Raw genomic sequence first — 25,500 nt, 5'->3', positions numbered from 1 at the left:
AATGAACTTTTCAAAAAAAATATCATATAAAAATATAGCATGCCTTTTTAGTTGTGCTATATTTTTTATATTGACATCCTGTGAGGAAGATCTTACCAAAAGAAATGGCAGTCAAAGCAAAAACTTTCCTTCACAGATCATCAACAACGCTAATATTATACAGCGTGATTCCGGCTTTATTACGTTAAAAGCCAAAGCACCCATCATTGAAAAATACGAACTGATTGACAGTCCATATGTAGTAGCCAGAAAAGGAATTGACATTGAGTTTTTTGATAAAAAGAAACCTAAAGTTCCAGGAAGAATTACCGCTAAATATGCCCGTATTTTTGAATACAAAAAATTCTATGAAGCTAAAGGTGATGTAAGGATAAAAACCAATGAAGGACAGAGATTTGCCATGCAGAGTATTTATTGGGATCAGAAAAAAAACAGAATCTATACCAAAGATACGGTTTATGTTACCATGGAAGACGGTTCTACACTGGTAGGTGCCAACGGAATGACCGCCAAGGATGACTTTTCCGAATACACATTCTATAACAACTCCGGAGATTTCAGTTCCAAAAGAATTTCTGAAAATAAAAAATAAATCCAAAAAATAATGAAAGCGCTGGCTATTGGGTTGATGTCCGGGACAAGTCTGGATGGTTTGGATATCTGTCTCGCTGAATTTGAAAAGCAGAACACATGGACCTTTCAAATCCTTAAAGCTGAGACACTCTCCTATTCTGAGGATTGGGAAACTCAACTTAGAAACTCTATTCATCTTTCTTCTGAAGATTTATTGGAACTGCATTCAGACTATGGTTTTTATCTTGGACAACAGGTTAAAAAGTTTATTCATCAACATCAGCTTGAAAATATTGACCTGATTGCCTCTCATGGCCATACTGTTTTTCATCAGCCTCAAAAAAAATTCACATTACAAATCGGCGACGGCAGAGCTATAAAACTGGAAACCGGACTTCCTGTTATCTATGATTTCAGAAGTCAGGACGTGCTTATGAAAGGAAATGGAGCACCTTTGGTTCCTATAGGTGATGAATTGCTTTTCTCTGCATACAGTGCTTGCCTGAACCTGGGCGGATTCTCCAATATTTCTTTACGTTCGGAAGGAAAAAGAATTGCCTTTGATATCGCCCCGGTAAATATTGTTTTGAACCATCTGGCCCAGCAGCTGCATAAAAATTTTGATGAAAACGGAGCATTGGCAGCAAAGGGAAAAATAGATGAAACCCTACTGAATCAACTTAACGCCCTGGATTTCTATCAAACTTCACATCCAAAATCTTTGGGAATAGAATGGTGCCATCAACATATATTTCCACTTCTTGAAAATATTGAAACACTGGATGCACTGGCTACTTTTACGGAACATGCTGCCCAGCAGATTACCAATGTCATCAATCAATATAGTATAAAAGATATTCTTATCACCGGAGGAGGCGCCTACAACACGTTTTTAATTGAAAAAATAAGAGCGAAAACAAAAGCCGAAGTCATCATCCCTGAAAAAGAGATCATCAATTATAAAGAAGCCCTGATTTTTTCCTTTATGGGTGTTTTAAAAATGAATAACGAGATCAATGTGTTGTCTTCTGCGACTGGAAGTACAGCGGATCATTGTTCGGGAGTTATTGCTTAGATATTTTCATACTTGTATGTTACCGATCAGGCTCAGCCAATGAAATATCTAATGCATAGGCTATAACAGAAATAGTGAAAATACTGGAAGTACCTTTCCTTTTTCAATTTTATAGAGATACTGTCTATTCCTCCCTATTATCATAGCAAGATCTGTTTGTGAAAGTTTTTTCTTTTCACAGAATGCCCTGAATATAATTAATATATAAAAATATCACGACATGTTCTGTCGTTTCAAGAGAATATTTTTGTATTAAATCAAATTAATACTCGCTAAAACATGTTAAAAAATGTTAAATTCACAAGATTTCTATAAACAAGCGATTATAGCTAAAAAACAATAACTATGAAATTTTTATTCAATTATATCCATTCGCTGTATATTCTTCAACTCCTTTTTAAATATTTAAAAATCAATTTCATATGTACAAATTCAGATCAGTTTTGATGCATAAGAAATACACTATTTTTTGTACCAAAAGAATATTATATTTGAAATGTTTTTTGCCCTATAAAGGCATCTGATTCTCAGAAACGGATAAGGATAAAAAACTGGATCTAACCATGATCTATCATAATAACAATGTCAACTTAAATAAACACGGGAATGAAAAAAATCTCTCTCAGTGCATTCATTCTATGCACAATCCTGGGAATATCTGCTTAGGAAGTAGTGTGGCAGAAGGATATAAAATCCTCTACCCAGGATTTTCTAAGCCAGGTCACCACAACCATAGATCAGCAGTATTTGATCACAGGAAGCTCTATTCAAAGCAATAAGCAACAGGCTTCAGGCAGTAAGCAAAACAACGGTTATGATTTTCATTTGGTAAAACTCAATCAGCAGGGAGAAGAAGTCTGGGAGAAATATTTTTCTGGACAAAATCATGATTATCTTTCTGCTACCGTTACCACTCAGGATGGAGGATTTCTTTTGGCCGGAACATCTTATTCCGGAAAAGGATTAGACAAAAAAGACGATTCCAAAGGAGGCTCTGATATCTGGCTGATCAGAATCAATGAATTTGGAGATGAACTATGGCAGAAAACTATTGGGTCGTCTGCCGATGAAGAAGCAAGAGCTGTTATCCAAACTACTGATTTAGGATTTTTTGTAGCCGGAAATGTGCAAAATTCATCCAAAGGCTATGGTTCAAAAGACGTATGGATTACCAGAATTGATAAAGACGGAAAAGAACTCTCCCAATTGATCTTAGGTGGAAAAGGGTTAGACGAAGTAGAGAAGATGATTCCAACGAGAGATGGAGGAGCGTTGCTGGGGATTTATTCAAGGAGTTCCGAGGTTCGTGTTGCAGGTTCTGAAATGCAAAGTGCAGATTCTGCATCAAACGTTCAAAACACTCCCCCCGTATCCCGAAACTCGAAACAAACTGAAAACTTTGGTGAGGGCGATTACTGGATTGTCAAGTTGGACAAAAACGGGAAAGTAGAATGGGAAAAGAACTTTGGAGGCAAAGGAGATGACCATTTGAGAACTCTGGCTTTAACTTCCACTGGCTTTATCATTGGCGGAGAATCCAGATCAGAAAGATCAGGAAATAAAACCGTAGGCATTGAAGAAGGAACTGACCTTTGGTTAATTGCTTTAAATGAAAGAGGTGATGAACAATGGCAGAAATCCTACAATTTCAAAAACAGAGATATTTTGATGAGTATGAGTGTTCTTCATTCTGCAGATGATAAATCTTCTAAAGGTATTCTCTTGGGAGGTTACACCCAGGCTGAAGGAAGAATCCAAGCTGATGATGAAACCTTCTGGATGCTTTATCTGGACCAGAATGGTAATGAGCAGTGGCGAAAACACATAAAAGGAGAATCCAGACAAAAAGAAGAAAGACTTTCTGATTTAAAACTCAACAGAGACGGTTCCATTATTCTCGCTGGAACCAGTGCAGAAGAATTGGGTAAAGAAAACTGGAAAATTGTAAAGCTGGGCGACAAACAAGTTGATCAGCTGATTGAAAAATACGATATCAAGATCTATCCAAACCCTGTTTCGGATTATGCTTACGTAGAAATCGGTTTTGATTTTAAGGATGCTGATATTCTGTTGTATGACATGAGCGGAAGACAGCTTCAAAGTATAAAAACCAAAAACAGAGTGACTAAGATTAATACCCAGGCTTTGGTGCAGGGAGCTTATCTGGTGACAATAAAAACAGATACCAATAAAACTGCGAATTCCAAATTAATTAAGAAATAAAAACACAATGAAGAAAAATATAACCAGTTTGTTTTTTTGCCTGTCCTTTGGAACAGCATTAGCACAAACTACAGGCAGCAAACCGTCCACCCTTCCAAATATTATTCCTCCATCTGCAGAGTCTTACAAACTGGGCTCCTTTGGAAACCTTCCGATAAGTTTGTTTACAGGAAATGCCAATGTAGATATCCCTGTGACGTCCTTTTCGGCCGGAAATATTACTATACCCATCAGACTTAATTATTTTTCCAATGGAATAAAAGTAGATGATATGAACGGCTCTACTGGTTTAGGCTGGAACCTTGTTTCAGGAGGTGTAATTACACGAGTTATAAGAGATCTCCCTGATGAGGACAACCAATCTAATATAAATATTCCAACTAATATTGGAGATTTAGGAGCTAATACTACAGCGGCTATGCAATTTTTCCAGGATGCTTCCTTCGATGATATAGATACAGAGCAGGATTTATATATGGCGAGCTTTGGAGGCATGCAGATCAAATTTGTCTTTGATAAAAAAGGAATACCAGTGATTTATTCCCAAAAAGATGTTGTCATTGAAGGAACAAGCGGTGGAAATTCTTTTACTATAACGGTAGATAATGGAACCAAATACTATTTTACAGATAAAGAGACGACATCTAACCGCACCGCTGGTGCAGGACATTCTCTTATATCCATTTCTACCACAGCCTGGTATCTTACAAAAATTGAGGATATTACCAGCGGAGAAACAGTATTTATTGAGAATGTAGATGGTGGTTATACCAACACGATGAGCCAGTCACAGACCTTATCTTACACATCACCTAACGCGGGTCCAATGACATCAAGTTGTGGAAATCCTGCATTTATCCGATACCCACAGGTCAGTGAGCTGATCAGCCATAACCAGACCGTTGCCGGAAAACAGATCAAGAGAATATACAGTAACAATCCTTCTTATGGAGAGATTATATTTGATTACCTACAATCAGGAGGCAGCAGTGATTATAAACGATTGCAAAAGGTTACTAAAAAAGTTAATGGCAGTATTATTAATGATGTTACCCTTAATTACAACCTTACAGCCAACAACAGGTTATTTCTCACTTCCATCGTAGACAGTATTTTAAACACTACCTATGGGTTTGAATATAATTTACCGGATGTATTTCCTCAAAGACTCTCCTTCAGTAGAGATAGTTGGGGATATTATAATGGTGTAACCGGCAACACCAATCTTGTCCCTTCCATATATGAGGTAGCTTTGTGGAGCTCATATAACGGAGCTTCGCAGCCAGTCAGCCCACAACATACACCTATAGGGATACTTCAGAAGGTTATTTACCCTACTAAAGGCTCTACTGAATTTTTTTATGAAAATAATACTGCGATTGAGAAAAATGTGATGTTGAGCCCATCAGAAAGAACGGGGGTTCAAATCAAGGCAACTGCGGATGATAATAATGCTCATGTTGAAAATACAGTGGTTTTTACTCCACTAAAAACAGAAGAAATAAGCTTGGGAGGGAGTGCCCAGTTTAACAATACGTGTGATCCGGCTGAACAAATCACCGGAAAGCACAGAGCTATTGTTAGTCTCTTGAAACCCGGTGGACAGGCCGTGCCATTGTATTATAAAACTTCAACAGGAGTTGTTACCAATGCAGGTAATTCAGTTACATTTCCTACCAATAATGGAGGAGGTATTTTTGCCCATGTCCAGAAAGATGAACCTTTAACCCTTAAGCTTTGGACACTATTTGTTTGTACCCGTTCCACAGCATCCGCAAGCTATACCAGTAAAGAGGCCGTTTATGGAGACAGAGAAGTGCCTATTGGAGGTTTAAGAATTGCTAAAATTGTAGATACCTCAGAAAATGGAGTGGCATCAACTAGAAAGTTTGTTTACCGGGATTTGAATGATCAATATACGGAAGCCGTGGTATTAAGAACTCCGGCATTTCAGGAGCAGCTTCTTTATACCAGAACTTGTAGTACAAATAATCCCAATCTGCCAAGTGGATCAGTTCCTACAGGAGTAGAAAGGTTTCCCTATACAATGGTAACATCTTCCAATATTAATCAGCTATTTGCTACCCATCCCAATGTATTTTATAAAACCGTGCAGGAAATTGTAGAAGGAAAATCAAATATTATCCATAATTACTCTATTAGTTCAGATGATTTTGGTAAAGTAATTCACGGAGATAATATCCGAAACTCCGTCTGGACAAACTTTGGGTGGAATAATGGGCGCGAACTTTTGACTCAATATCTGGATGCCGGAGGTAATCTGGTACGCACTGTAGAGATGAATTATGAAGAGGATAACAGCAGAAAATATCAGGTGGATGGTTTTTCGATCAGAAAAAATTATGACAATCCTGTCACTAAAAATGAGACCAAACTCTGCACAGCAGAAGATGTGGTAAAAACCATTTCGTATAGTTACTGTACTGCCAGCCATTCTCATAAATACAATGCTGTAGATGGATATAAAAACTGTCAGGCATCAGGGGCTCAAAATGTGACTCAAACGTATAATGATGTTTGTTTTGGTAAACCTGTAGGCTTGATTACCTATGAAGATAAGCTGGATAATCTTGATATTGTACAATACAAAAATATTTCTCATTTCGAGTACCTGAAATCTCAGAAAACAACAGATTATCTGAATGGTAATGCCATGAAAACAGAAATCCAGTATTTCTATAACAACCCCAAACACCATCAGCTGACCAGTGAAAAAACCGTTTTCCCGGATCTATCTACGGTAGAGAAAAGCTATCAGTATGCTGATGAGAAAAATAACCCGCTACTCATCAGTAAGAACATGGTGGGAATTCCACTAGAAACAAAGACCCAGCAAACAGTAAATAGTATTACCAAAGTGACCTCCCGTGATGAAACGATTTATCCAATGGCTCTGCCTCATTCGGTTACCGGAAACTTAGTACTTCCATTATCTGAATACTCTTATGATACTCTGAGTCCTAACGTTTCCTCTAAGGATGTCACCTATGAAAAATATGATGACAAAGGAAATATTCTTCAATACAGGGAGAAAGACGGTACACCTGTTAGTATTGTCTGGGGATACAACAAGACAAGGCCGATTGCCAAAGTTGTAGGCTCTACCTATAGTCAAATCGAAGGGATGATCGGTACTATCATAACCAAATCCAATGATGATGCAGCTGATCCCACGAAAGAAGCTGAACTCTTACTGGCTCTTGATGCTTTTCAGCCTGTTGGAATGACCACCAAATATACTTACGACCCTTTAATAGGGGTAACCACTATTACTCCACCTTCAGGAGTTAGAGAACTTTATATCTATGACACAGCTAACCGATTGAAACAGGTTCAGGTAAGGGAAAGAGACAACGCAGGAACCTATAGCTATAAGGTGGTGAAAGAATTCAAGTATAATTATAAACAGTAAACACACCATGAAAAAAATACAACTTTTAGGTCTGCTGTTTACAGCGATGACGGCCTTTGCACAAAGTACAACAGAAAACTATATACACTCCAAAACCTGTTTAAATGGTGACTGCAGCAAGAAAACAGAAACAGTTACTTATTTTGACGGATTAGGAAGACCCAAACAGATCATTAGCGTAAAAGCCACCACTACCGGAAAAGATCTGGTGACGCCCATTACCTATGATGGGTTTGGAAGAAAGGATAAGGATATCCTTCCTGTCCCGGCTAATAACCTCAATTCAGCCATTCATACCGGAATTGTGAATGAAACAGCGGCTAATTCTTATTACGGTGTCACCAATGCGTATACAGAAAGAGACATTGAAAATTCTCCATTGGACAGGGTAAAACAAGTGGCCCAGCCGGGTGAACCATGGAAAATGGCAGCCGGACATACCCAAAAGTTTAAATATGAAGTAAACCAGGGCTCAGAAGTAAAGAAATTTATCACCAATACAACTACCAGTACAACAGGAACAGATAACCAAACGGTTTCTTCTGTATCCATAGTCCCAGGCAGTGAATTTTATGGGGCAGGAACATTATACAAAAATACGGTAACCGATGAGGATGGAACTCCGGTTATCCAGTTCCAGAACGGACGCGGTGAGACAGTGCTGGTACGAAGGACGGATGGGACACAGAATATCGATACTTATTATGTCTACAATGAATACGGGCAAAAAGCATTTGTGATTCCTGCACTGGCGGTAAAGAAAATTGAACAGAATAACAATGTGGTTACAACGGATATTGTCAATAGCCTTTGTTACCAGTACCGTTACGATGGTTTAGACAGGCAGGTGGAAAAAAGACTGCCGGGAAGGGACGATTGGGAATCGGTAGTGTATGATGCAGCAGACCGCCCGGTCCTTACCCAGGATGTGAACCTGAAAAATAAAGGACAATGGCTGCTGACCAAATATGATGCCTTTGGCCGTATTGCTTATACGGGACTTGTTTCAGGTGGAGACAGAGCCTCAATGCAATCCCAGCTTGCCACACAGGTGGTAAGTGAAACACCTTCCGATACAGGATTCAGTAAAAATGGAATTATGGTATATTATACCAACAATTTCCTGTCAGCTTTTACTACGGTGCTAACGGTTAATTACTACGACTCTTATCCAAGGGATACTAAGGAATTTCCCCCTGCGAAGATCCTTGAGCAGTACGTTATCAATGAGGACAGAGCTATTAACGGCGGCGTTTCTACAAAAGGTCTTCCCACAGCATCTTATGTAAAAAACATTGAGGATGACAACTGGACCAAAACCTATTTCTATTACAACACCAAAGGCGGAAAAATTGCGGAGAAAAGCTGGAATCATTTAGGAGGTTATACCAAAAAGGAATTCAAGCTTGATTTCACCAGTGCTGTAGATGAAAGCTATACCTATCATAAGAAAGGAAGTGCAGATGCAGAAGTAGTGATCAAAGAAAGGTTTGTTTATGACGATCAGAAAAGACTGCTGAAACATTATCATAAGGTGAACAGTCAACCAGAAGAACTGCTGGCAGAAAACAGCTACAATGATCTTGGACAGCTTGTGAATAAAAAGACTGGGAATACCACCGGTACCCCTTTGCAGTCAATAGACCAGAGCTACAATATCAGAGGGTGGCTTACCAAAGTGAATGATCCTGCCAACCTAAACGGGAAGCTTTTTGCCTATGAGATTAAATACCATAATCCTGTGTACTCTACAGTTTCTACGGGAAAATACAATGGGAATATTGCAGAAATAGACTGGCAGGCAGCTGATGGCAGACCGTTTAGCAGGTATAATTATCAGTACGATGGATTAAACAGGTTAAAAAGCGGGATCTATTCTGAACCCAATGCCACCGTTCCACAGAATAATTACTACAATGAAACCCTTACCTATGATGTGAACGGGAATATCCAGACTCTAAAAAGGAACAGGCTTTTATCAAATGTAGGAGCTGTAGTGATGGATGATCTGGCATATACTTATGCAGGTAATAGACTCAATATGGTGACAGATAATTCCGGAAATTATGGAGGTTATCCAAGTACTTCCGGAAATCCTTTTACATACGACACTAACGGTAATATGTCAAGCCATGTGGATAAAGGCATGTTACAGATTGACTACAATTACCTCAATCTACCCAACTATATTAAATTTGACAAAGAGTATGTATCTCATGATTGGCTGAATACTTTTTATGTTAATACGAAGTACCTGTATAATGCGAATGGTATTAAACTGAGAAAAATCCATACCTATGGCTCAGGAAGAACTAATTTGGAAACCATCGACAAGATCGATTATCTGGATGGATTTCAGTATACCAATGATGTATTAAGTTTTGTGCCTACCTCAGAAGGGTATTATGATTTCGTTCAAAATAAGTATATTTACAATTACACGGATCATTTAGGAAACATCAGACTGGCGTATTATAAGGATGCTTCAGGAAACCTGAAAGTGGATAGAACCACCAATTACTATCCTTTTGGATTAGAGTTTGGAGGAGAATTAAATATTGTTAATTCAATAACTCCCAACTATACATATTCCACACAAGGACAGGAGAAACAATCAGAAACAGGATGGAGTTCTTACCGATGGAGGAACTATGACGCTGCGATGGGAAGGTTCTTTAATATTGACCCATTAAGTGAAAAATATAACACCTGGTCAACATATGCTTTCAGTGGAAACAGAGTAGTTGATGCAAGAGAATTGGAAGGGTTAGAGCCTGTAGATTTTAGAAAAAATGATGGATTTAAAAATTTAGTAGTTGTAGTGCAAGGATATACCGGAGACACTAAAAAAGGTTATACACAAGCTCAAAATCGAGGAGACGGTTCTGTTGACACAAAAGGACTTGGAGCTTTAAATCAGTTAAGTAGTAAAGATACTAGAGTAGTGATTTTTGATTCTTCTCAAAATGAAAACACAAAAGATGATATAAATTCTACAATCTCTAGTTTTAATAAAAATCATCCTGATGGTATCGTTGCTGCTGTTGGACATAGTTTAGGAGGCGACAACCTTGTCGAGAAAGTAAATGAAAATAAAGAGTTAAAAGTAGACTTGATGGTTACTTTAGATATTATGGATTGGTATTCCGATACGAAAATACCATCGAATATATCAAAGGCAATTAACTACTATCAAACAAAAGACTTTTACGGTGGAGAAAAAGTAAAACCTACAAGTGGTAATAAAACAACAAAAATTTCCAATATCCATGCTCCTAAATCAAACCATAAAAGCATTGACAATGACTTAAGTAAAAGAGTAACAGAAATTGTTAAAAAGGAAATAAGTAAAACTAAAAATAACCCATAATGAAGAAACTTACACAAATTATTCTAATTATTTCCATAGTTTATGCAACCCTATTATTATATTTTCAGTATGACTACTTTTTAGAATTCACTCCAGTAATTATACTCCTACTGGCATTTAATTTTTATCTGATCTACAAATATAATAACAAAAGGAAAAACTATCTTTTTAATAGTTTATTATTTATTTTTTTAATTATTTGTTTTGCTTTCGGGGCAATCTTAAGACAAGATTGGAATCTATAGATAAATCGTTACTGGCCCTAAATCTTAATAAAGTATCCGACCGATCAGGTAGGAAACATCAGATTGGCGTATTATAAAGATGCTTCCGGTAACCTGAAAATAGATAGAACCAACCATTACTATCCTTTCGGGCTTGAGTTTGGCGGAGATCTGAATATTAATAATACAATATCTCCAAGCTATAGATATTCTTCTCAGGGACACGAAAACCGGATTGACACCAAATGGAGTTCTTATAGATGGAGAAATTATGACGCAGGAATGGCGAGGTTCTTTAATGTAGGCCCATTAAGTGAAAAATATGCTTATCAGTCGCATTATAATTTCTCTGAGAATAGAGTTGTTGATGGTAAGGAATTAGAAGGACTTGAATGGGCTGGAGTACATTATAAAAATTTAGATGGAAGTCAACAAATACAATATAGTGTAGACTTTAAGGTTCTTAATAGCAGTAAAATTATGACTGCAGAAGATGTAAAAATAAGAACATCAGAAATTGTTAAAACAGTTGAAAAAGTATATTCAGGGACTGATAATGAAGGTATATATACAAATACAAAAGTAAATAGTATTAGTTTTGTTGACAAAGTTGAAAAAGGCGATTATTATATAGATTTTGTTGACAAAATAGAAGGTGCAAGTAGTCCTTTTGTTGTAGGAAAAGTGAATACTATGGGTAATTCTCAATCAAACAGGATTCAAATTAAATCTATCTTAGGAAGTAGCTCAGGAGAAGTTACTAGTCATGAGTTAGGTCATACCGTTGGGTTAAAACATGAGACAGATCCATCAAATCCTTCAACAGTAAAGCAAAGTATGAAATTTGATAATCTAATGAATTCTGAAACAAGCGGTGAAACTGTAACAAAGGAACAACTAAGCGAAATTAAAAAGTATGTTCCTATAACGACTAAAGTGGAAGTAGAAAATAATCAATTTGTATCACCTTTTAATCCATAATACCTATGAAAAAAATTATTTTGTTTTTAATTATATCCTTTTTTTGCCAATGTCAACAAAGATATAATTACACAGTAAATCAAGAAAATATAAACGCCCACTTGACAGAATTGCAAAAAAAACTGGACATAAAAGGAAATTTTCTTAATATTTTTTTTGAAGATTATTTTGATAACGAAAAGGTTTCTATGAAATGTGATTCTAAAGAGATCTTTAGTAAAAATATAACAACTGATAATACTATAAATTTAGCAGATTACTATTCGCAGAAATCAACTTGTGAAAAATTACAAATTAACATAGGACTTCAAAAAATTATTTTGGAAAAAAAAGATATTGAGAATCATAAGTATCTTTATATTAAAAAAAAGAGTGATAGTCTCAATTTAACTTTGTCTAATACACCAAGAACATATTATTGATAATTGACTAAGTTATATTTCATGAAGTTTATCCCTTTATCATTACATGAAAAGTGACCATGTTTCACATTGTTTTCTTATAAGTAAAAATAGCAATACTATTTAAAAATAGTGATTAAAACAGACAGTCTCATTGGCTGTCTGCTTTATTCTTTTTTGAAAAACCAACATTTACAATTATACCGATCAGGTAGGAAACATCAGACTGGCGTATTATAAAGATGCTTCCGGAAGCCTGAAAATAGATAGAACCAACCATTACTATCCCTTTGGATTGGAGTTTGGCGGAGATCTAAATATTAATGGTACAGTATCTCCAGCCTATAGATACTCTTCTCAGGGACAGGAAAACCAGATTGATACCAAATGGAGTTCTTACCGATGGAGGAACTATGATGCCGGGATGGCGAGGTTCTTTAATGTTGACCCCTTAAGTGAAAAATATGCTTATCAGTCGCATTATAATTTCTCTGAAAATAGGGTTGTTGATAATGTTGAGCTTGAGGGTTTAGAAGGTGAAGATTTCCGTTTCAGGATGGCAATGAAGCAAAAAGGTGGTATCCAGTCGAGAGCAGAGAGGGAAGATCAGGAAGCCAATAGTGCAGCCTTTATGGTCGTTATTAAAACAGTGACACCTGTTGAGGAACTTTACACAATTGCTACTGGTCGTGATCTTGATGGTTACCCTGCTAATAGAACAGATGCTGCAAAATTATTAGCTTTAAATCTAGTTCCGCAAGCAAAAGTAGAGGTAAAGGCAGCCTCAATGGTATTAAAGGCGGAAGCGAAGGCAGAAGCGAAAGCAGCAGCAAAGGCAGAAGCAAAAGTAGCAAAAAAGCCATATAGTAAGAGTCGTCCAGGTTATGGAAAAGATCAAGTGGAGCAAGTTTGGGAAAGTGGCAAACAAAAAGATAACAAAGTTTATGATCCGAATACTGGTGAAGAGTTAACATGGGATAAATCAATAAAACCCAGATCATGGGATATGGGACATAAGCCTGGACATGAATATAGAAAATTACATAAAGATTATATGGATGGTAAAATTTCAAAAGAAAAGTTCTTAGAGGAATATAGGAATCCGAAAAATTATCAACTCGAATCAAAATCAGCAAATAGAAGTCATAAGTATGAAAAAAAATAAAATAGATACCGTTTTTCAATTTGTAAGACTTAACGAATTGGATAGTGTTAAAAGTGAAGTTAACTCTTTTAATGTTAATGATTTTATTAATGATTTTGACGAAAATCTTCTACATGAAGCAATTGCATCTGAAGCAATTGATATTGTAAAATTTTTATTAAGCTGTCAAATAGATATTAATCACTGTGATAAAGAAGGAAAAACTCCATTACATTTCAGTACTGCTCATAATGATTTTGAATCAACTAAATTACTATTAGGCAATGAGCTTATCGAAATCAATAAGAATGATAAATATGGTAATAATCCTCTTTGGGTTGCAGTATTTAATGCAAGAGGTTATTATGATATTGTGAAGTTATTAAAAGATTTTGGTGCAGATCCAAATTCAAAAAATAACAATAATAAATCTCCTTTAGACTTTGCAAAGCAAATTGGAGATGATGAAATGATTGAAATTCTTACTTCTTAATAACAGTTCAAAAAAGTGATGAAGTTTTTAATATTATTTCCCATTGTTCTGTCATTGCTAGCTAATCCTGAAGAAATTGTTTCCAAAGAACTATCTTGCAAAGATTTTAAAAATGGAAAGTTTGTACTAATAAATAAGAAGACGAATAAAAGGTATCTTATAGAAAAATCCAAAGATCTTCAAAAAGAACAGGTTTTTGATCTAACTATAAATAAAAAGATACAGAAGGATAGATACTATAAAATATTGTGGAAGAGTGACTGCCAATTTATATTACTATTAGATCTTGCTAAAAACCAATATGACGAAACTGATAAATATATTAACTCTAATGGTGGGTATCTTTGTACAATCAAAAAGATAGAAGGAAAATGTGCTATTATTGAAACTCAATTTGAGGGGGAAGTTTTTGCTTCTGAAGTTTGTAAAACTCAATAGGAGATAATTTATAAATATGTTGATTATTTAGGGTATTATTTTTTAATACCCTAAATTTTAAAACGAAATTTCTTTATCAGGTAGGGAACATCAGACTGGCGTATTATAAAGATGCTTCCGGAAATCTGAAAATAGACAGAACAACGAACTATTATCCGTTTGGATTGGAGTTTGGCGGAGATCTGAATATTAACAATACAATATCTCCAAGCTATAGATACTCTACTCAAGGACAGGAAAACCAGATTGATACCAAATGGAGTTCTTACCGATGGAGGAACTATGATGCTGCGATGGGCAGGTTCTTCAATGTTGACCCGCTAAGTGAAAAATACAATACTTGGTCGACCTACGCTTTCAGTGGAAACAGAGTAGTTGATGCAAGAGAATTGGAAGGTTTAGAGCCACATGTGTTATTTAATACTAGAGAAAATGCAGCTATAAATTTTGGACAGCAATATAATGGCAAATCAATTAAACAATATAGAGAATATGCTGCGATTATTTATTCTGTAAAAAAATCTGACGGAAAAATTTATTATGCATATAATCAACCAACAAGAGGAGGTAATGCAGGAGCTACACCCAACCACAAGGTACCAAGTGGAACTAAAGCCGCTGCCATTATACATTCACATGGAGGTTATGAGGTTAATTATAATAATAACAATTTTTCTGGTTCGAATGGAGATAAAGGTTATGCAGAATATTATAATTTAGATATTTTTGTTGCTACACCAAATGGTTCACTCAAATATTATGATGTTAGTTCAGATACAGAAAAAACGATTACGACTAAATTACCAAGCGATCCGTCTGATCCAACAAGACAAAACAAAAAACCGCCAATAGAAAACCCAAATCCTTCAACTGGAGATTATAAGCCTAAGCCTATTAAGATATTTCCAGAGTTAGACCCCTCAATGGAAAGATCAAAACTTAAATTAGATGGAGGATTAAAATCACTGGAGGATAGAAAAGCAAATACAGTTATAGATAGATCAAATAAAAAAATTAATTAATTATGAAACATTATTTTTTAATAATATTCACAATCCTCGTTGTTTGTTGTAAAAATGGAGAGTTCAAAAAAAATACAGAAGAGAGCACGGATTCTAATATTGCAATTTCTCTTGCAGAAGAAAAGTGGCTTAAGATTTATGGCAAATCAGTAAATGAACAAAAGCCATTTGTTGCAGAAAAAAAAAATGACAGTATTTGGAGTGTTCAAGGAACTCTACCTAAAAACAAACTGGGAGGCGTAGCTTATGCGGAAGTAAATGTAAAAGCCAAAAAGGTAATCAGTTTTACTCATGGAAAATAAGAAGTAATTAAATAAAAGAATTAAAATGAATCAAAAAGAGATTGAAAGTGTTATTGCTTTAGAGCCGACAGAAAGATATAAATACTTTATAAAGCAAGTAGCTGATTCTGAGATCTTTTATACTCTCATTGATACTAATGGAGATTACGTAGTGTCAAAAATTGACGACGAAGAACTATTCCCATTATGGAGCGCGCAGGAATATGCAGAACTTTGTAAGGTTAATGGGTGGGAAAATTGTGAAGTCAAAAAGCTAGACTTGGATGATCTGGAAGATGAAATTATTGATTTTGTCGCTGATAATGGCTATTTATTTAATGTCTTTCCAGCTTTTGATAAAACCGGATTCGTTGTTGATTTGACAGAATTTTCTAAGGATTTAAGCGATGAGCTGAAAAACTATGGATAATCATAAACTTAAATAATACGGTTCAATAGGATTTTAAGGTCGAGCAATGCCATAAGGCACCTAATTAAATATTCTAAGTTTAAAAGATAAGCCACAAATTATGTGGCTTATCTTAAAAAAGAAATTGAAATATGGGAAATAGAGAATAGATGATAAAATACAAAGGAATTCAAATAAATGTGGTAGATAATCTTTATGTGGAAACAAAAGAATTAGATTCTTATATATCTAAAGAAATTAGAGTTGCCATTGGTACTAATCAACCTGAAAACTATATAGAGGTTATTAAGTACATTATAGATTATATTGTAGATAGTAAGCCAATTATTTTTGAAAACCAAAATATTGGCTATTATTCATGGCTTTTACAATTCAGGCTGGATGAAGATAACTGCTATGATATATATGAAGCAAATATTGACGGCAGTGATTTTAATAAAGGTTGTGATACAGCAATTTCGGTTGTTAGAGAACAAAGTGAAGTATGTTGGCAACAAAATCTTATTCCTCTTTTTCCAAACTTCAATCAATCAGTGGTTATTTCAGATGGAGTTTACGAAGGAAAGGATATTGAAGGAATCAGATATGATTCGCCTCAGGACGAAAGTGGTTGGTACCTTATTACAGACGACTATAATGATGATATTAAATCATTGAAGATGGTTCACTTTTATCATGTTGCTTTTGCCCGACCTGATATTTTACAATATCTGGCAATACCTTTCGGATACAGATTTATTATGAAAAACGGAAATGTTGAAATATGTAGGGATGAGGAAGAGTAATGCTCAAGCATGTTTCAAAAGGTTATTTTCCATTATTAAATGACATTGACAAAGAAAATTATAAATAAATAATTGACTAATCCTTTTAATTAATACTCAAGATTAGTGATTAATAACGGTGTTCTTATTGGGAACCCTTCGACAGGCTCAGGGTGACAGGTCGCAAACCATCCGTAATTTTTAAGCGTTGTCTGGCTGAGCCTGTCGAAGCCGTTATTATTGACAGAGATAGGTTAATAATTTAAAAAACAGGTATTTATTGGTTGCCTGTTTTATTTTCGCCAACTTTCCTGTAAAAATAAAAAAACCTTCAGAAATGAAGGTTTTAATTATTTATAAGCTTCGATTTTATCCGTAAGCGTATTGATAAAGTTCTGTAAAGGTTTTTCTACCATCATTTTGATGAACGGATTGAATTTTCCTTCAAATAACATCTGAACTTCAGTCTGGTTTTCACTGATTGGGTTCAGTGTAGCGGTTAATGAGAAGTCCAGACTTGAACTTGCAGATCTTAAAACAGCTTTCTGATCATCCACTTCATCTATTTTTAAAGCGATTTCAGGCATTCCCTGTAATCCAAATTTAAATCCGTTATCTCTTGTTTCAAATTTCTGAAGACCGTCCGGCATAAAATCTTTATAATTTTCAGGTGATTTCAACAACTCGGTAAGTTCTTTAGATGATTTATTGACAATAATCTTTCGTCCTTCTAAATTCATTTTTTATTTTTGTATTAAATTCTTAACTATTACAAATGTATAAAGTTTTTGTCAACGAAAAAAAATTATTACTATCTAAGCATCCTGAAGAACTTGAAAAAAAGCTTGGGTATGAAAATTATACCACTTTAGAAATCGCTTTGGATCTTCTGGAGAATACTTCTGTGCAGGAACTGAATGTGTATGGAGAGAATTTGGAAGAAATCTGGCAGGAGTTTCAGAAGCTTTTCAGAATTATAGAAGCTGCAGGAGGGCTTGTTAATAATCCTGAAGGTAAAATTCTTTTTATCAAAAGACTCGGCAAATGGGACCTTCCTAAGGGTAAGATGGAAAAAGGAGAATCCAGAGAAGAGTCTGCAGTAAGGGAAATAGAAGAAGAAACAGGTTTGAGTGATGTTGAACTTGTACAATTCATCAATACTACTTACCATATCTATGTAGAAAGAAATGGGGAGAAAATCTTAAAATGTACGCATTGGTTTGAAATGAACTTTGACGGCGAAGATACTTCCAAACCGCAAATAGAAGAAGGTATCACCGAAGTTGCCTGGAAAACGACCTCAGAAATTGAAAATGAAGTATTCCCAAGTACTTTTAAAAATATCAAACTGATCGTAAAAGAATTCTGGAATTTGAAGAAATCTTAAAAGCCGGAAGCTGGAAGAATGAAGCCGGAAGTTACTATCCGGCCAATTACCTCTTTAAGTGTTTATTGATCAATGAAATTTTATAAAGCTGAAGAAATAAGAGAACGGTCTTCAATTTCCTTCATGCATTCTCCTCTCCCAGCGCCCAGCTTCCTTACATTAAATAAAGTCGATCACTTTCTCCAGCGCAATTCCTCTGGATCCTTTCAACAATATGTTTTCCGACTGAATTATATTCTGTTTTAAATAGTCTGTTAATTCCGCTGTATTTTCAAAAGCAAGGCCTGAAGCATTCACTGCTTTAAAATGTTTTCCAACAGTAATAATCTCATTGAAATGAAGGTCCTGAGCTAATTTTAAAATGTTCTGATGCTCTTTCTCACTTTCATCACCCAATTCCAGCATATCACCGATAATAATGGTTTTACTGCCTTCAAAACTGATGAAATTATTCAAAGAAGCGGTCATAGAACTTGGATTGGCATTATACGTATCCAGAACCAAAGTCCTCCCCTCTTTTTTCACCACCTGAGATCTCATATTCGTTGGAGTGTAGAGTTCCAACGCATGTTTTATTTTTTCAAAGCTGATTCCAAAGTGAAGTCCTAAACTGGCAGCAGCACAAAGATTGGTAAAATTGTACTCTCCTGTCAGTTTTGAAACCGCTTTTACTCCCTGATAGATCAATCCTACAAAATGCTCTTCTGAAAAAGATTCAAAATGATAATTAGAGGTTTCTGCTCCAAAAGTAATTTTAGGAGAATAGTTTTCAGTTTTCTCTACCTGAATAGGATCGTTTTCATTAACAACAATAGTTCTGTTATTGTTTTTAAGATAATCATAGAGCTCAGACTTTCCTTTGATTACTCCCTCAAAGCCTCCGAATCCTTCCAGATGAGCTTTTCCAAAATTGGTAATATATCCGAAATCAGGTTGTGAAATAGTACACAGAAATTCAATTTCTTTCTGATGATTGGCCCCCATTTCAATTACGGCCATTTCATGTTCCGGTTTAATGGAAAGGATAGTCAGCGGAACTCCGATATGGTTATTCAGATTTCCAGCAGTATACTGAACATTAAATTTTTCAGATAGAACAGCGTGAATCAACTCTTTGGTAGTGGTCTTTCCATTACTTCCCGTAAGTCCTATAAAAGGAATAGCAAGCTTACTTCTATGATAGATTGCCAGCTGTTGTAAAAACTCAAGAGTAGATGGAACATAGAAAATATTTTTATCTCTGTTTTCAAATTCCGGAAGTTCAACAATCACTGCCAAAGCTCCGTCATCAATGGCTTTTTCCGCCAGCGTAGCTGCATTGAAATTCTCACCGGAAAAGGCAAAGAAAATATCATTCTCTGCTATTTTTCTGCTGTCAATGGTTACTTTTGCCGCCTGCAAAAATAAAGGATAAAACTGTTCTATATTCATGTGGAAAATATATATCTTTTTTTAAATAGCATGCAATCGCCAAATCTATATAAGCGTTTTAAGCTTTTTAGTCCAAGCGATTTCACGAGTCAAAAATAAAAAAACCTTCCGAGAGTTCGGAAGGTTTTTTATAAGTATTTTTTGATAAATATTATCTTCTAGTTCTACTCTTATCGCTGGCTTTAGCATCCTGTGCAACACGGAATCCTACCCAACCATAAGCTCTGTTTTGATTTTTATATCTTCTTTGTCCCGGATCCAGCCAGTAAGCTGTATCCTGCCAAGAACCACCTTTTACCACTCTGACCTCGTTAGAAATTCCGGAAGTTCTTTCTTTAGTATCTTTCTGTAACTTCACTCTACCCGTTGCATCTACTACAAAGCTTTTCTTAGGAGCATTGTACATATCGAATCCTGCAGCAGAATCAGAAGCTCTGTAATATTCTAAAGAAGACTGTCTGTCACCATCTCTGTAGTTTCTGTAGTCAGCGATAGTTTGTCTTTCAAATTGTCCGGGAAGCCCTCTGTAAACTAATCTTCCGTCAGCTAAAGTATCGTATTTGATAGTACCTTCGTCGATCATTTTGTAAGTACCGTCACCGTTTCTTACAATCGCCTGAGGCATATTTCCTCTATAGTAGTTGAAATCGTTGTAATCTTCATCGATAATAGGTCTGTAAACGTCAGCCGTCCATTCAGAAACGTTTCCGTACATTCCATAGATTCCTAAATCGTTAGATGGATATTGTCTTACGTCAGAAGTCTGAGCAGATCCGTCATTCTTCCATCCAGCAATACCAGAATAGTCCCCTTTACCCATTTTGAAGTTTTCAAGGAACATTCCTCTATTTCTTCCTTTAGTACCTCTTAATCTTTCGATTTCAGGTTTTTTACCAAGATATTGGTTATATTCTCTGTTTTTAGCCATACCAAGAGCAGCATATTCCCATTCTACTTCAGTAGGAAGTCTGAACTTCTGTACCATTGCAGAATTTGGAGCTCTGTTAGCAGCCAGCAATCTCTGGTTGGTTGTTTTCATACCAGTTTTTTGCTGCATTCTTTTCTCATTGATGTATCCTTGCATTTCAGGATCATTCGCTTTGAATTTATCCATGTTGAAAGCAGTACCTCCCTGGTTATTGGATTCGTTGATATACAAATCTTTAGCAATAATACCAGCCTGCATTAAAGCTTTTTCGTTCGCTCTGTCTGACAGCCATTCACAGTATCTGTTTGCCTGAGTCCAGGAAACTCCTACTACCGGATAGTAATCAAATTCCGGAGAACGTAAATACGTTTCGTTATAATCGTTTCTTGCTAATTTGTTGTCCCATAATAAGGTATCCGGTAAAGCACCGTTATAGATCTCCTTAAAACTCGGGTCACTTGGTGGGAATACATACTTCAACCATGTAAGGTATTCGCGGTATTCGTAGTTAGTAATTTCAGTTTCACCGATAAAGAATGAACTTACCTGCATTCTGCGAGGTGTGTTATTCCAATCGTGCATAACATCATCTTTCACTAATCCCATTGTAAAAGTTCCACCTTCTACATATACCATCCCAGGCCAACCCTTCTGCTTCTGTTGCTTTCCTGCAAAAAACCAACCCTGTTTTTCGTTTGGTTTCCAACCTGTTTTGCTGACAAATTTTTTGGTACCGCCACCTTTGCTGGTTCCTGATCCGCCACAGCTGGTTAATGCAAGTGTAGAACTTAATGCTATTAATGAAAACAACTTTAGTTTTTTCATAGTCGATATAAATATTTTCAAAGTACAAAGAAAAAATAAATTATTCAATAAATCAAGTAAACATTTGATTTTTTTGAAAAACGTTAACAAATTAATTTTATTGTATCACAATTTAATTCTAAAATTTTCATTTATTTTGTAATTTAGCAATTTCAATAGTAAACATGAAACGAAAAATTACGATTTTATCTTTAATCGCTTTTGCATCAACACTTTACGCTCAAAGAAACACCATTGAATGGAATGGTTCTAAAATTCAGGATTTTGGTGACACAAAATTAAATCTTCCCAATTTTAAAAATGAAGGTTTTTCTTACAGCCAAAATAATGTTTTTATCGTAAGCAAGCAAAAAATTGGAGAAAAGCAATTAAAAATCTCAGACCTTGTTTGGGAAAACGTTTCTAACCAGGAATTGTTTGAACTGGATAAAGGCAGACTTCCGGATTATGATGTAGCAGATGTTTCCTATTATACTTTAGAGGGTGAAAGCTATGCCAGCATTAGTATTGCTTTATTTAAAAATGTAAAAGGACGCGTTCAGAGATTATCTTCATTTAATGTTTCAGAAGCTTCTTCTTTTATCAATACGACAGGAACTGTTAATAAAATAGGAACCACCGGTAATCCTTTATCAAGTGGAAATTTTTACAAGATAAAAGTAGACAAGTCCGGAATATTCAAAATCACTTCCCAGTTTCTAAAAGACAACGGAATCAATCCGAGTTCTGTAAATCCTAAAAATTTCAGAATTTATGGAAACGGGGGAATCATGCTTCCCGAATACAATCAGGATCCAAGATACGGAGCTTTACAGGAAAATTCCATTCAGGTAGTAGGTGAAGATGATGGAGTATGGAATGATAATGACTATGCGCTTTTCTATGCGCAGGGACCTGATGGGTATAACCTCTATGACACGGGCAATGGAAATGGTTTTAAAAGACACGATACCCGATTCAGTGAAAGAAGTAATAATGTCAAAAACATTTATGAGGATTTCTCCTATTATTATATCAACTTTGATAAAGGTGCGGGAAAAAGGGTTGCGACTGTAGACGGAAACCTTCCAGCCCAGCTGATCACAAGATATGACAGTTACCAGGTCATTAACAAGGATCAGAAAAATCTTTTAAAAGTAGGAAGAACATGGGTAGAGGATACTCCTTTCTCCAATGAAAAGACCATAACATTGACTACTAATTCACCTATACAGGCGAATGATGTAGTACGATACAGGACTCAGGTGGTGGCATATAACTCCCAACAGAATACGGTTGATTTTAAAATCAACAATTTACATCCTCATCCGCTGCAAACTATTCCTACAGATACGCCAACCTATCAGTATACTTTCTATCCTGTAACGTATACCGGTACATTGACTAATCTTACCGGAAACCAGTTTACACTGGTTTATAATCCTGATATTTCCAAAAACCCAAATGGAACATTCTATTTTGATTATCTGGAAGTTCAGTATAAGGAAAACCTTACATTCAATGGTTCACAAATGAACTTCAGGGATTATTCAATTGTAAGTGGAAGCAATACAGACTACGGTTTCAGCATCACGAATGCAGCTAATGTAGAACAGGTATGGGATGTAACGGATATTACCAACGCTAACAGAAGAGTGAATAAAGCAGGAGGCGGTTCTTTCAACTTTGCCTACACTGCTGCTGATCAGAATTTCAATAATGAATTTGTAGCTTTCCGTGCGGATGCTGCTTACACTCCACAATTTGTAGGAAGAATTTCCAATCAGAATCTATCTGCAATACAAAATGTAGATTATCTTATCCTTACCGTACCCGAAATGATGGGGCAGGCACAGAGAATTGCCAGCTACCATCAAACCAAGAATAACTATAAAGTAGAAATTGTTGACATCAACAAAATCTACGAGGAATATGGCAGCGGAAGTAAAGACCTTACCGCGATAAGAGATTTCGTAAGCAAACTCAACACTCCTCTGGGGAGACTTCAATATGTATTTATTCTTGGGGATGCTTCATATGATTATAAAACAGGGTTCCGAATAATTCAAACGTTGTTGCCAGCTACCAGAGTGAACAATCTTCAGATTACGTATCATCATTTGTGACGGATGATTATATCGTAATGACCAAGCCACAAACCACATTATTAATTGAAAACAATTTGCCGGATGTGCCTGTAGGTAGAATTCCAGCAGCCAATGTAAGTGAAGCAGGGGATATGATCAATAAGACACTGGCATATAACAATTCCCTTCAAGGGCAGTCATCTCCTTTCGGAGACTGGCGTATGCGACTTGACTTTGTAGTGGATGATAATGAGGAAGGAGGAGGTCCTTTTCATAATGTAATGAACAATTCACTGGTGAATATTTTTGAACAGCCAGGCCAGCTGGATCTTAAAGAATATAATGTTAAAAAATTATACATGGATGCTTTTACCGCTCAGAGTACATCCGGAGGGCGAAGATATCCGCAGGTAAATCAGGCCATTTCCAACGCTATAGGAAACAGTTTGTACCTGTTCTATTTCGGACATGGAGGTATCAATGGTTGGGCACAAGAAAGAGTGCTGACCAGCACAGAAGTTCAAAATGCCAACAATTTTTCCAATGTATACAGCAGATTCCCTTTTGTATCTACCATTACTTGTGAATTCACATTATGGGATGAACCTTCCACCAACTCTGTAGGGGAACAGTTTATTAAAATGAAGCAGGGAGGCGTTTCTACCATGATTACTTCCAGCCGTGCTATTGGGGTAGATTATGGACGTGATTTTACCAATACATTCACTCAGAATATTTTTAAATTAACCAATGACGATTTTAATTCATTAGGGAACGCTCACTTAATTGCTAAAAAGCAAAAAGGGCCAAATAGCAACCATTTAAAAGTAAACTTCCTGGGTGATCCGGCTATGAAATTAAGCAGACCTCAAAGAATTTTGGTTATTGATAATATTGAAACTCCGGTTCCAGGATTGATCAGAGGTTTGGATTTTGTGAAAATTAAAGGACACATCAATAATCCGAACGGAACACTGAACAATACCTTCAACGGAAAAGTCAGCATCAATATTTTTGATAAGAGATTAAACAAAAAAACACTCAATAACAGTGGAATTTTAACTCCGGTGTTAGAGTATACTGAAGAAGGAAGTGCGATTGTAAAATCTGCCGGAACTGCAGTAAACGGAGTATTCACTGCCGAATTCTATGTTCCTAAAGATATTAACTATGCTGTAGGACAAGGAAGAATACTAGCTTATGCTGACAACAAAGCAACAGATGTTTTCAACAACCAGGCTGTACAGGTAGGTGATATCAATCCTAATGGAATCAATGATAATCAACCTCCAAAAGTAAAACTGTATATGAACAACACCAACTTTGCAGATGGTGGAATTACCAATCAGAATCCTATGCTTCTTGCCTGTCTTACCGACGATACAGGAATCAACTCAACAGGATCCGGTGTGGGACATGATATAACAGTATATCTTGACGGACAGATTATCAATACTGTTGTTTTAAATGATTTTTATGCTCCGGGAGAAGGAAACGGATGTTTAAATCCTAGTCTTGCTGAATACCAGAAAGGAAATGTAACCTACCCTTTCAGAAATCTTGCAATAGGACAGCATCAATTAACATTTAAAGTTTGGGATATAAACAATAATTCTACAACTGCTACGTTAAATTTTGAAGTTAAAGATGAGTCCGATCAACACCTGACAATCAACCGTCCGTTGAACTGGCCAAATCCATTTACCAATAAAACGTATATTCAGTTTGAACACAACTGTGATGATATTCTGGATGTGAACGTGCAAATTTATACAATAACCGGAAGATTGGTAAGAACTTTATCGCAGCCAGTGGTTGCAGAACCGTTCCTACAGGGCTTTAGAACCCCTCGCCAGGCCATAGAATGGGACGGAAGAGATGATTTTGGAGCTACAGTAGCAAAAGGTACGTATATTTTTAAGATATTTGCAAAAAGTCAAAATCAAGAAAAATGCAAAGGAAGTGCTACAGCTGTAGAAAAAATGGTACTTTTGAAATAATTAAACAGAAC

General features: G+C 35.9%; 19 protein-coding genes and 1 pseudogene. 16 read left to right on the top strand and 4 right to left on the bottom strand.

The window, feature by feature from the left end:
- The first annotated feature begins 1 nt into the window (after position 1).
- Both lptC and KBP46_RS21630 read left to right on the top strand, forming a co-directional pair.
- Complete coding sequence (lptC, locus tag KBP46_RS21635; RefSeq protein WP_079242560.1) at positions 2 to 592, top strand: LPS export ABC transporter periplasmic protein LptC; 591 nt, start codon at positions 2 to 4, stop codon at positions 590 to 592.
- 12 nt (positions 593 to 604) lie between these two features.
- On the top strand, positions 605 to 1,648 hold the full coding sequence (locus KBP46_RS21630; RefSeq protein WP_216444145.1) for an anhydro-N-acetylmuramic acid kinase: 1,044 nt from the start codon (positions 605 to 607) through the stop codon (positions 1,646 to 1,648).
- 60 nt (positions 1,649 to 1,708) lie between these two features.
- On the opposite strand, the gene KBP46_RS24180 is transcribed toward KBP46_RS21630, so the two are convergent.
- Positions 1,709 to 1,792 (bottom strand): hypothetical protein, encoded by an 84-nt coding sequence (locus KBP46_RS24180; RefSeq protein WP_082798793.1) that lies wholly within the window; start codon positions 1,790 to 1,792, stop codon positions 1,709 to 1,711.
- 528 nt (positions 1,793 to 2,320) lie between these two features.
- Between KBP46_RS24180 and KBP46_RS21620 the strand changes: the two genes are divergently transcribed.
- From KBP46_RS21620 to KBP46_RS21565, 12 genes are all read left to right on the top strand, one after another.
- Positions 2,321 to 3,871 (top strand): T9SS type A sorting domain-containing protein, encoded by a 1,551-nt coding sequence (locus KBP46_RS21620; protein ID WP_253297104.1) that lies wholly within the window; start codon positions 2,321 to 2,323, stop codon positions 3,869 to 3,871.
- 7 nt (positions 3,872 to 3,878) lie between these two features.
- On the top strand, positions 3,879 to 7,304 hold the full coding sequence (locus KBP46_RS21615; protein WP_216444144.1) for a hypothetical protein: 3,426 nt from the start codon (positions 3,879 to 3,881) through the stop codon (positions 7,302 to 7,304).
- Between the two features lie 7 nt (positions 7,305 to 7,311).
- A complete protein-coding gene (locus tag KBP46_RS21610) occupies positions 7,312 to 10,674 on the top strand; it encodes a DUF6443 domain-containing protein (protein WP_216444143.1) in 3,363 nt (1,120 codons plus the stop codon).
- Positions 10,675 to 10,982: 308 nt separating this feature from the next.
- Positions 10,983 to 11,879 carry a hypothetical protein gene (locus tag KBP46_RS21605; protein ID WP_216444142.1) on the top strand — a complete coding sequence of 299 codons (897 nt, stop codon included), beginning with the start codon at positions 10,983 to 10,985 and terminating at the stop codon, positions 11,877 to 11,879.
- A gap of 5 nt (positions 11,880 to 11,884) precedes the next feature.
- A complete protein-coding gene (locus tag KBP46_RS21600; protein ID WP_216444141.1) occupies positions 11,885 to 12,301 on the top strand; it encodes a hypothetical protein in 417 nt (138 codons plus the stop codon).
- A gap of 274 nt (positions 12,302 to 12,575) precedes the next feature.
- Positions 12,576 to 13,445 (top strand): GH-E family nuclease, encoded by an 870-nt coding sequence (locus KBP46_RS21595; protein ID WP_216444140.1) that lies wholly within the window; start codon positions 12,576 to 12,578, stop codon positions 13,443 to 13,445.
- Positions 13,432 to 13,917, top strand: coding sequence for an ankyrin repeat domain-containing protein (locus tag KBP46_RS21590; protein WP_123279447.1), 486 nt, complete (start codon positions 13,432 to 13,434; stop codon positions 13,915 to 13,917). Before KBP46_RS21595 ends, KBP46_RS21590 begins: the two co-directional genes overlap by 14 nt.
- Before the next feature lie 18 nt (positions 13,918 to 13,935).
- Entirely contained in the window at positions 13,936 to 14,355 is a 420-nt protein-coding gene (locus KBP46_RS21585) for a hypothetical protein (RefSeq protein ID WP_123279446.1), read from the top strand.
- A 164-nt stretch (positions 14,356 to 14,519) separates the two neighbouring features.
- Positions 14,520 to 15,377 (top strand): DUF4329 domain-containing protein, encoded by an 858-nt coding sequence (locus KBP46_RS21580; protein ID WP_123279445.1) that lies wholly within the window; start codon positions 14,520 to 14,522, stop codon positions 15,375 to 15,377.
- A gap of 2 nt (positions 15,378 to 15,379) precedes the next feature.
- Positions 15,380 to 15,679, top strand: coding sequence for an NTF2 fold immunity protein (locus tag KBP46_RS21575; RefSeq protein ID WP_123279444.1), 300 nt, complete (start codon positions 15,380 to 15,382; stop codon positions 15,677 to 15,679).
- 25 nt (positions 15,680 to 15,704) lie between these two features.
- Positions 15,705 to 16,088 carry a DUF2750 domain-containing protein gene (locus tag KBP46_RS21570; RefSeq protein WP_123279443.1) on the top strand — a complete coding sequence of 128 codons (384 nt, stop codon included), beginning with the start codon at positions 15,705 to 15,707 and terminating at the stop codon, positions 16,086 to 16,088.
- Between the two features lie 149 nt (positions 16,089 to 16,237).
- Complete coding sequence (locus KBP46_RS21565; RefSeq protein WP_123279442.1) at positions 16,238 to 16,873, top strand: hypothetical protein; 636 nt, start codon at positions 16,238 to 16,240, stop codon at positions 16,871 to 16,873.
- 329 nt (positions 16,874 to 17,202) lie between these two features.
- Here the strand turns inward: KBP46_RS21565 and KBP46_RS21560 are convergent, their stop codons facing one another.
- Positions 17,203 to 17,592, bottom strand: coding sequence for a hypothetical protein (locus tag KBP46_RS21560; RefSeq protein WP_034699917.1), 390 nt, complete (start codon positions 17,590 to 17,592; stop codon positions 17,203 to 17,205).
- 35 nt (positions 17,593 to 17,627) lie between these two features.
- On the opposite strand from KBP46_RS21560, the gene KBP46_RS21555 reads away from it, so the two are divergent.
- A complete protein-coding gene (locus KBP46_RS21555; protein WP_123279441.1) occupies positions 17,628 to 18,239 on the top strand; it encodes an NUDIX hydrolase in 612 nt (203 codons plus the stop codon).
- Positions 18,240 to 18,398: 159 nt separating this feature from the next.
- On the opposite strand, the gene murF is transcribed toward KBP46_RS21555, so the two are convergent.
- Together murF and gldJ are read right to left on the bottom strand one after the other, a co-directional pair.
- Positions 18,399 to 19,670 carry a UDP-N-acetylmuramoyl-tripeptide--D-alanyl-D-alanine ligase gene (murF, locus tag KBP46_RS21550; RefSeq protein ID WP_062674521.1) on the bottom strand — a complete coding sequence of 424 codons (1,272 nt, stop codon included), beginning with the start codon at positions 19,668 to 19,670 and terminating at the stop codon, positions 18,399 to 18,401.
- A gap of 151 nt (positions 19,671 to 19,821) precedes the next feature.
- The gene (gldJ, locus tag KBP46_RS21545) at positions 19,822 to 21,423 is read right to left on the bottom strand and encodes a gliding motility lipoprotein GldJ (protein ID WP_062674519.1); all 1,602 of its coding nucleotides are present in this window, start codon (positions 21,421 to 21,423) and stop codon (positions 19,822 to 19,824) included.
- A gap of 164 nt (positions 21,424 to 21,587) precedes the next feature.
- Between gldJ and porU the strand changes: the two are divergent.
- Positions 21,588 to 25,489, top strand: a pseudogene (porU, locus tag KBP46_RS24175) (type IX secretion system sortase PorU).
- Positions 25,490 to 25,500: the final 11 nt, after the last annotated feature.

Origin of the sequence: Chryseobacterium sp. PCH239 (genome assembly GCF_018924625.1) — a bacterium.
Classification (GTDB): Bacteria; Bacteroidota; Bacteroidia; order Flavobacteriales; family Weeksellaceae; genus Chryseobacterium; species Chryseobacterium cucumeris.
The sequence above is the reverse complement of the archived record's forward strand: the minus strand, read 5'-3'. Positions and strand labels throughout refer to the sequence as shown.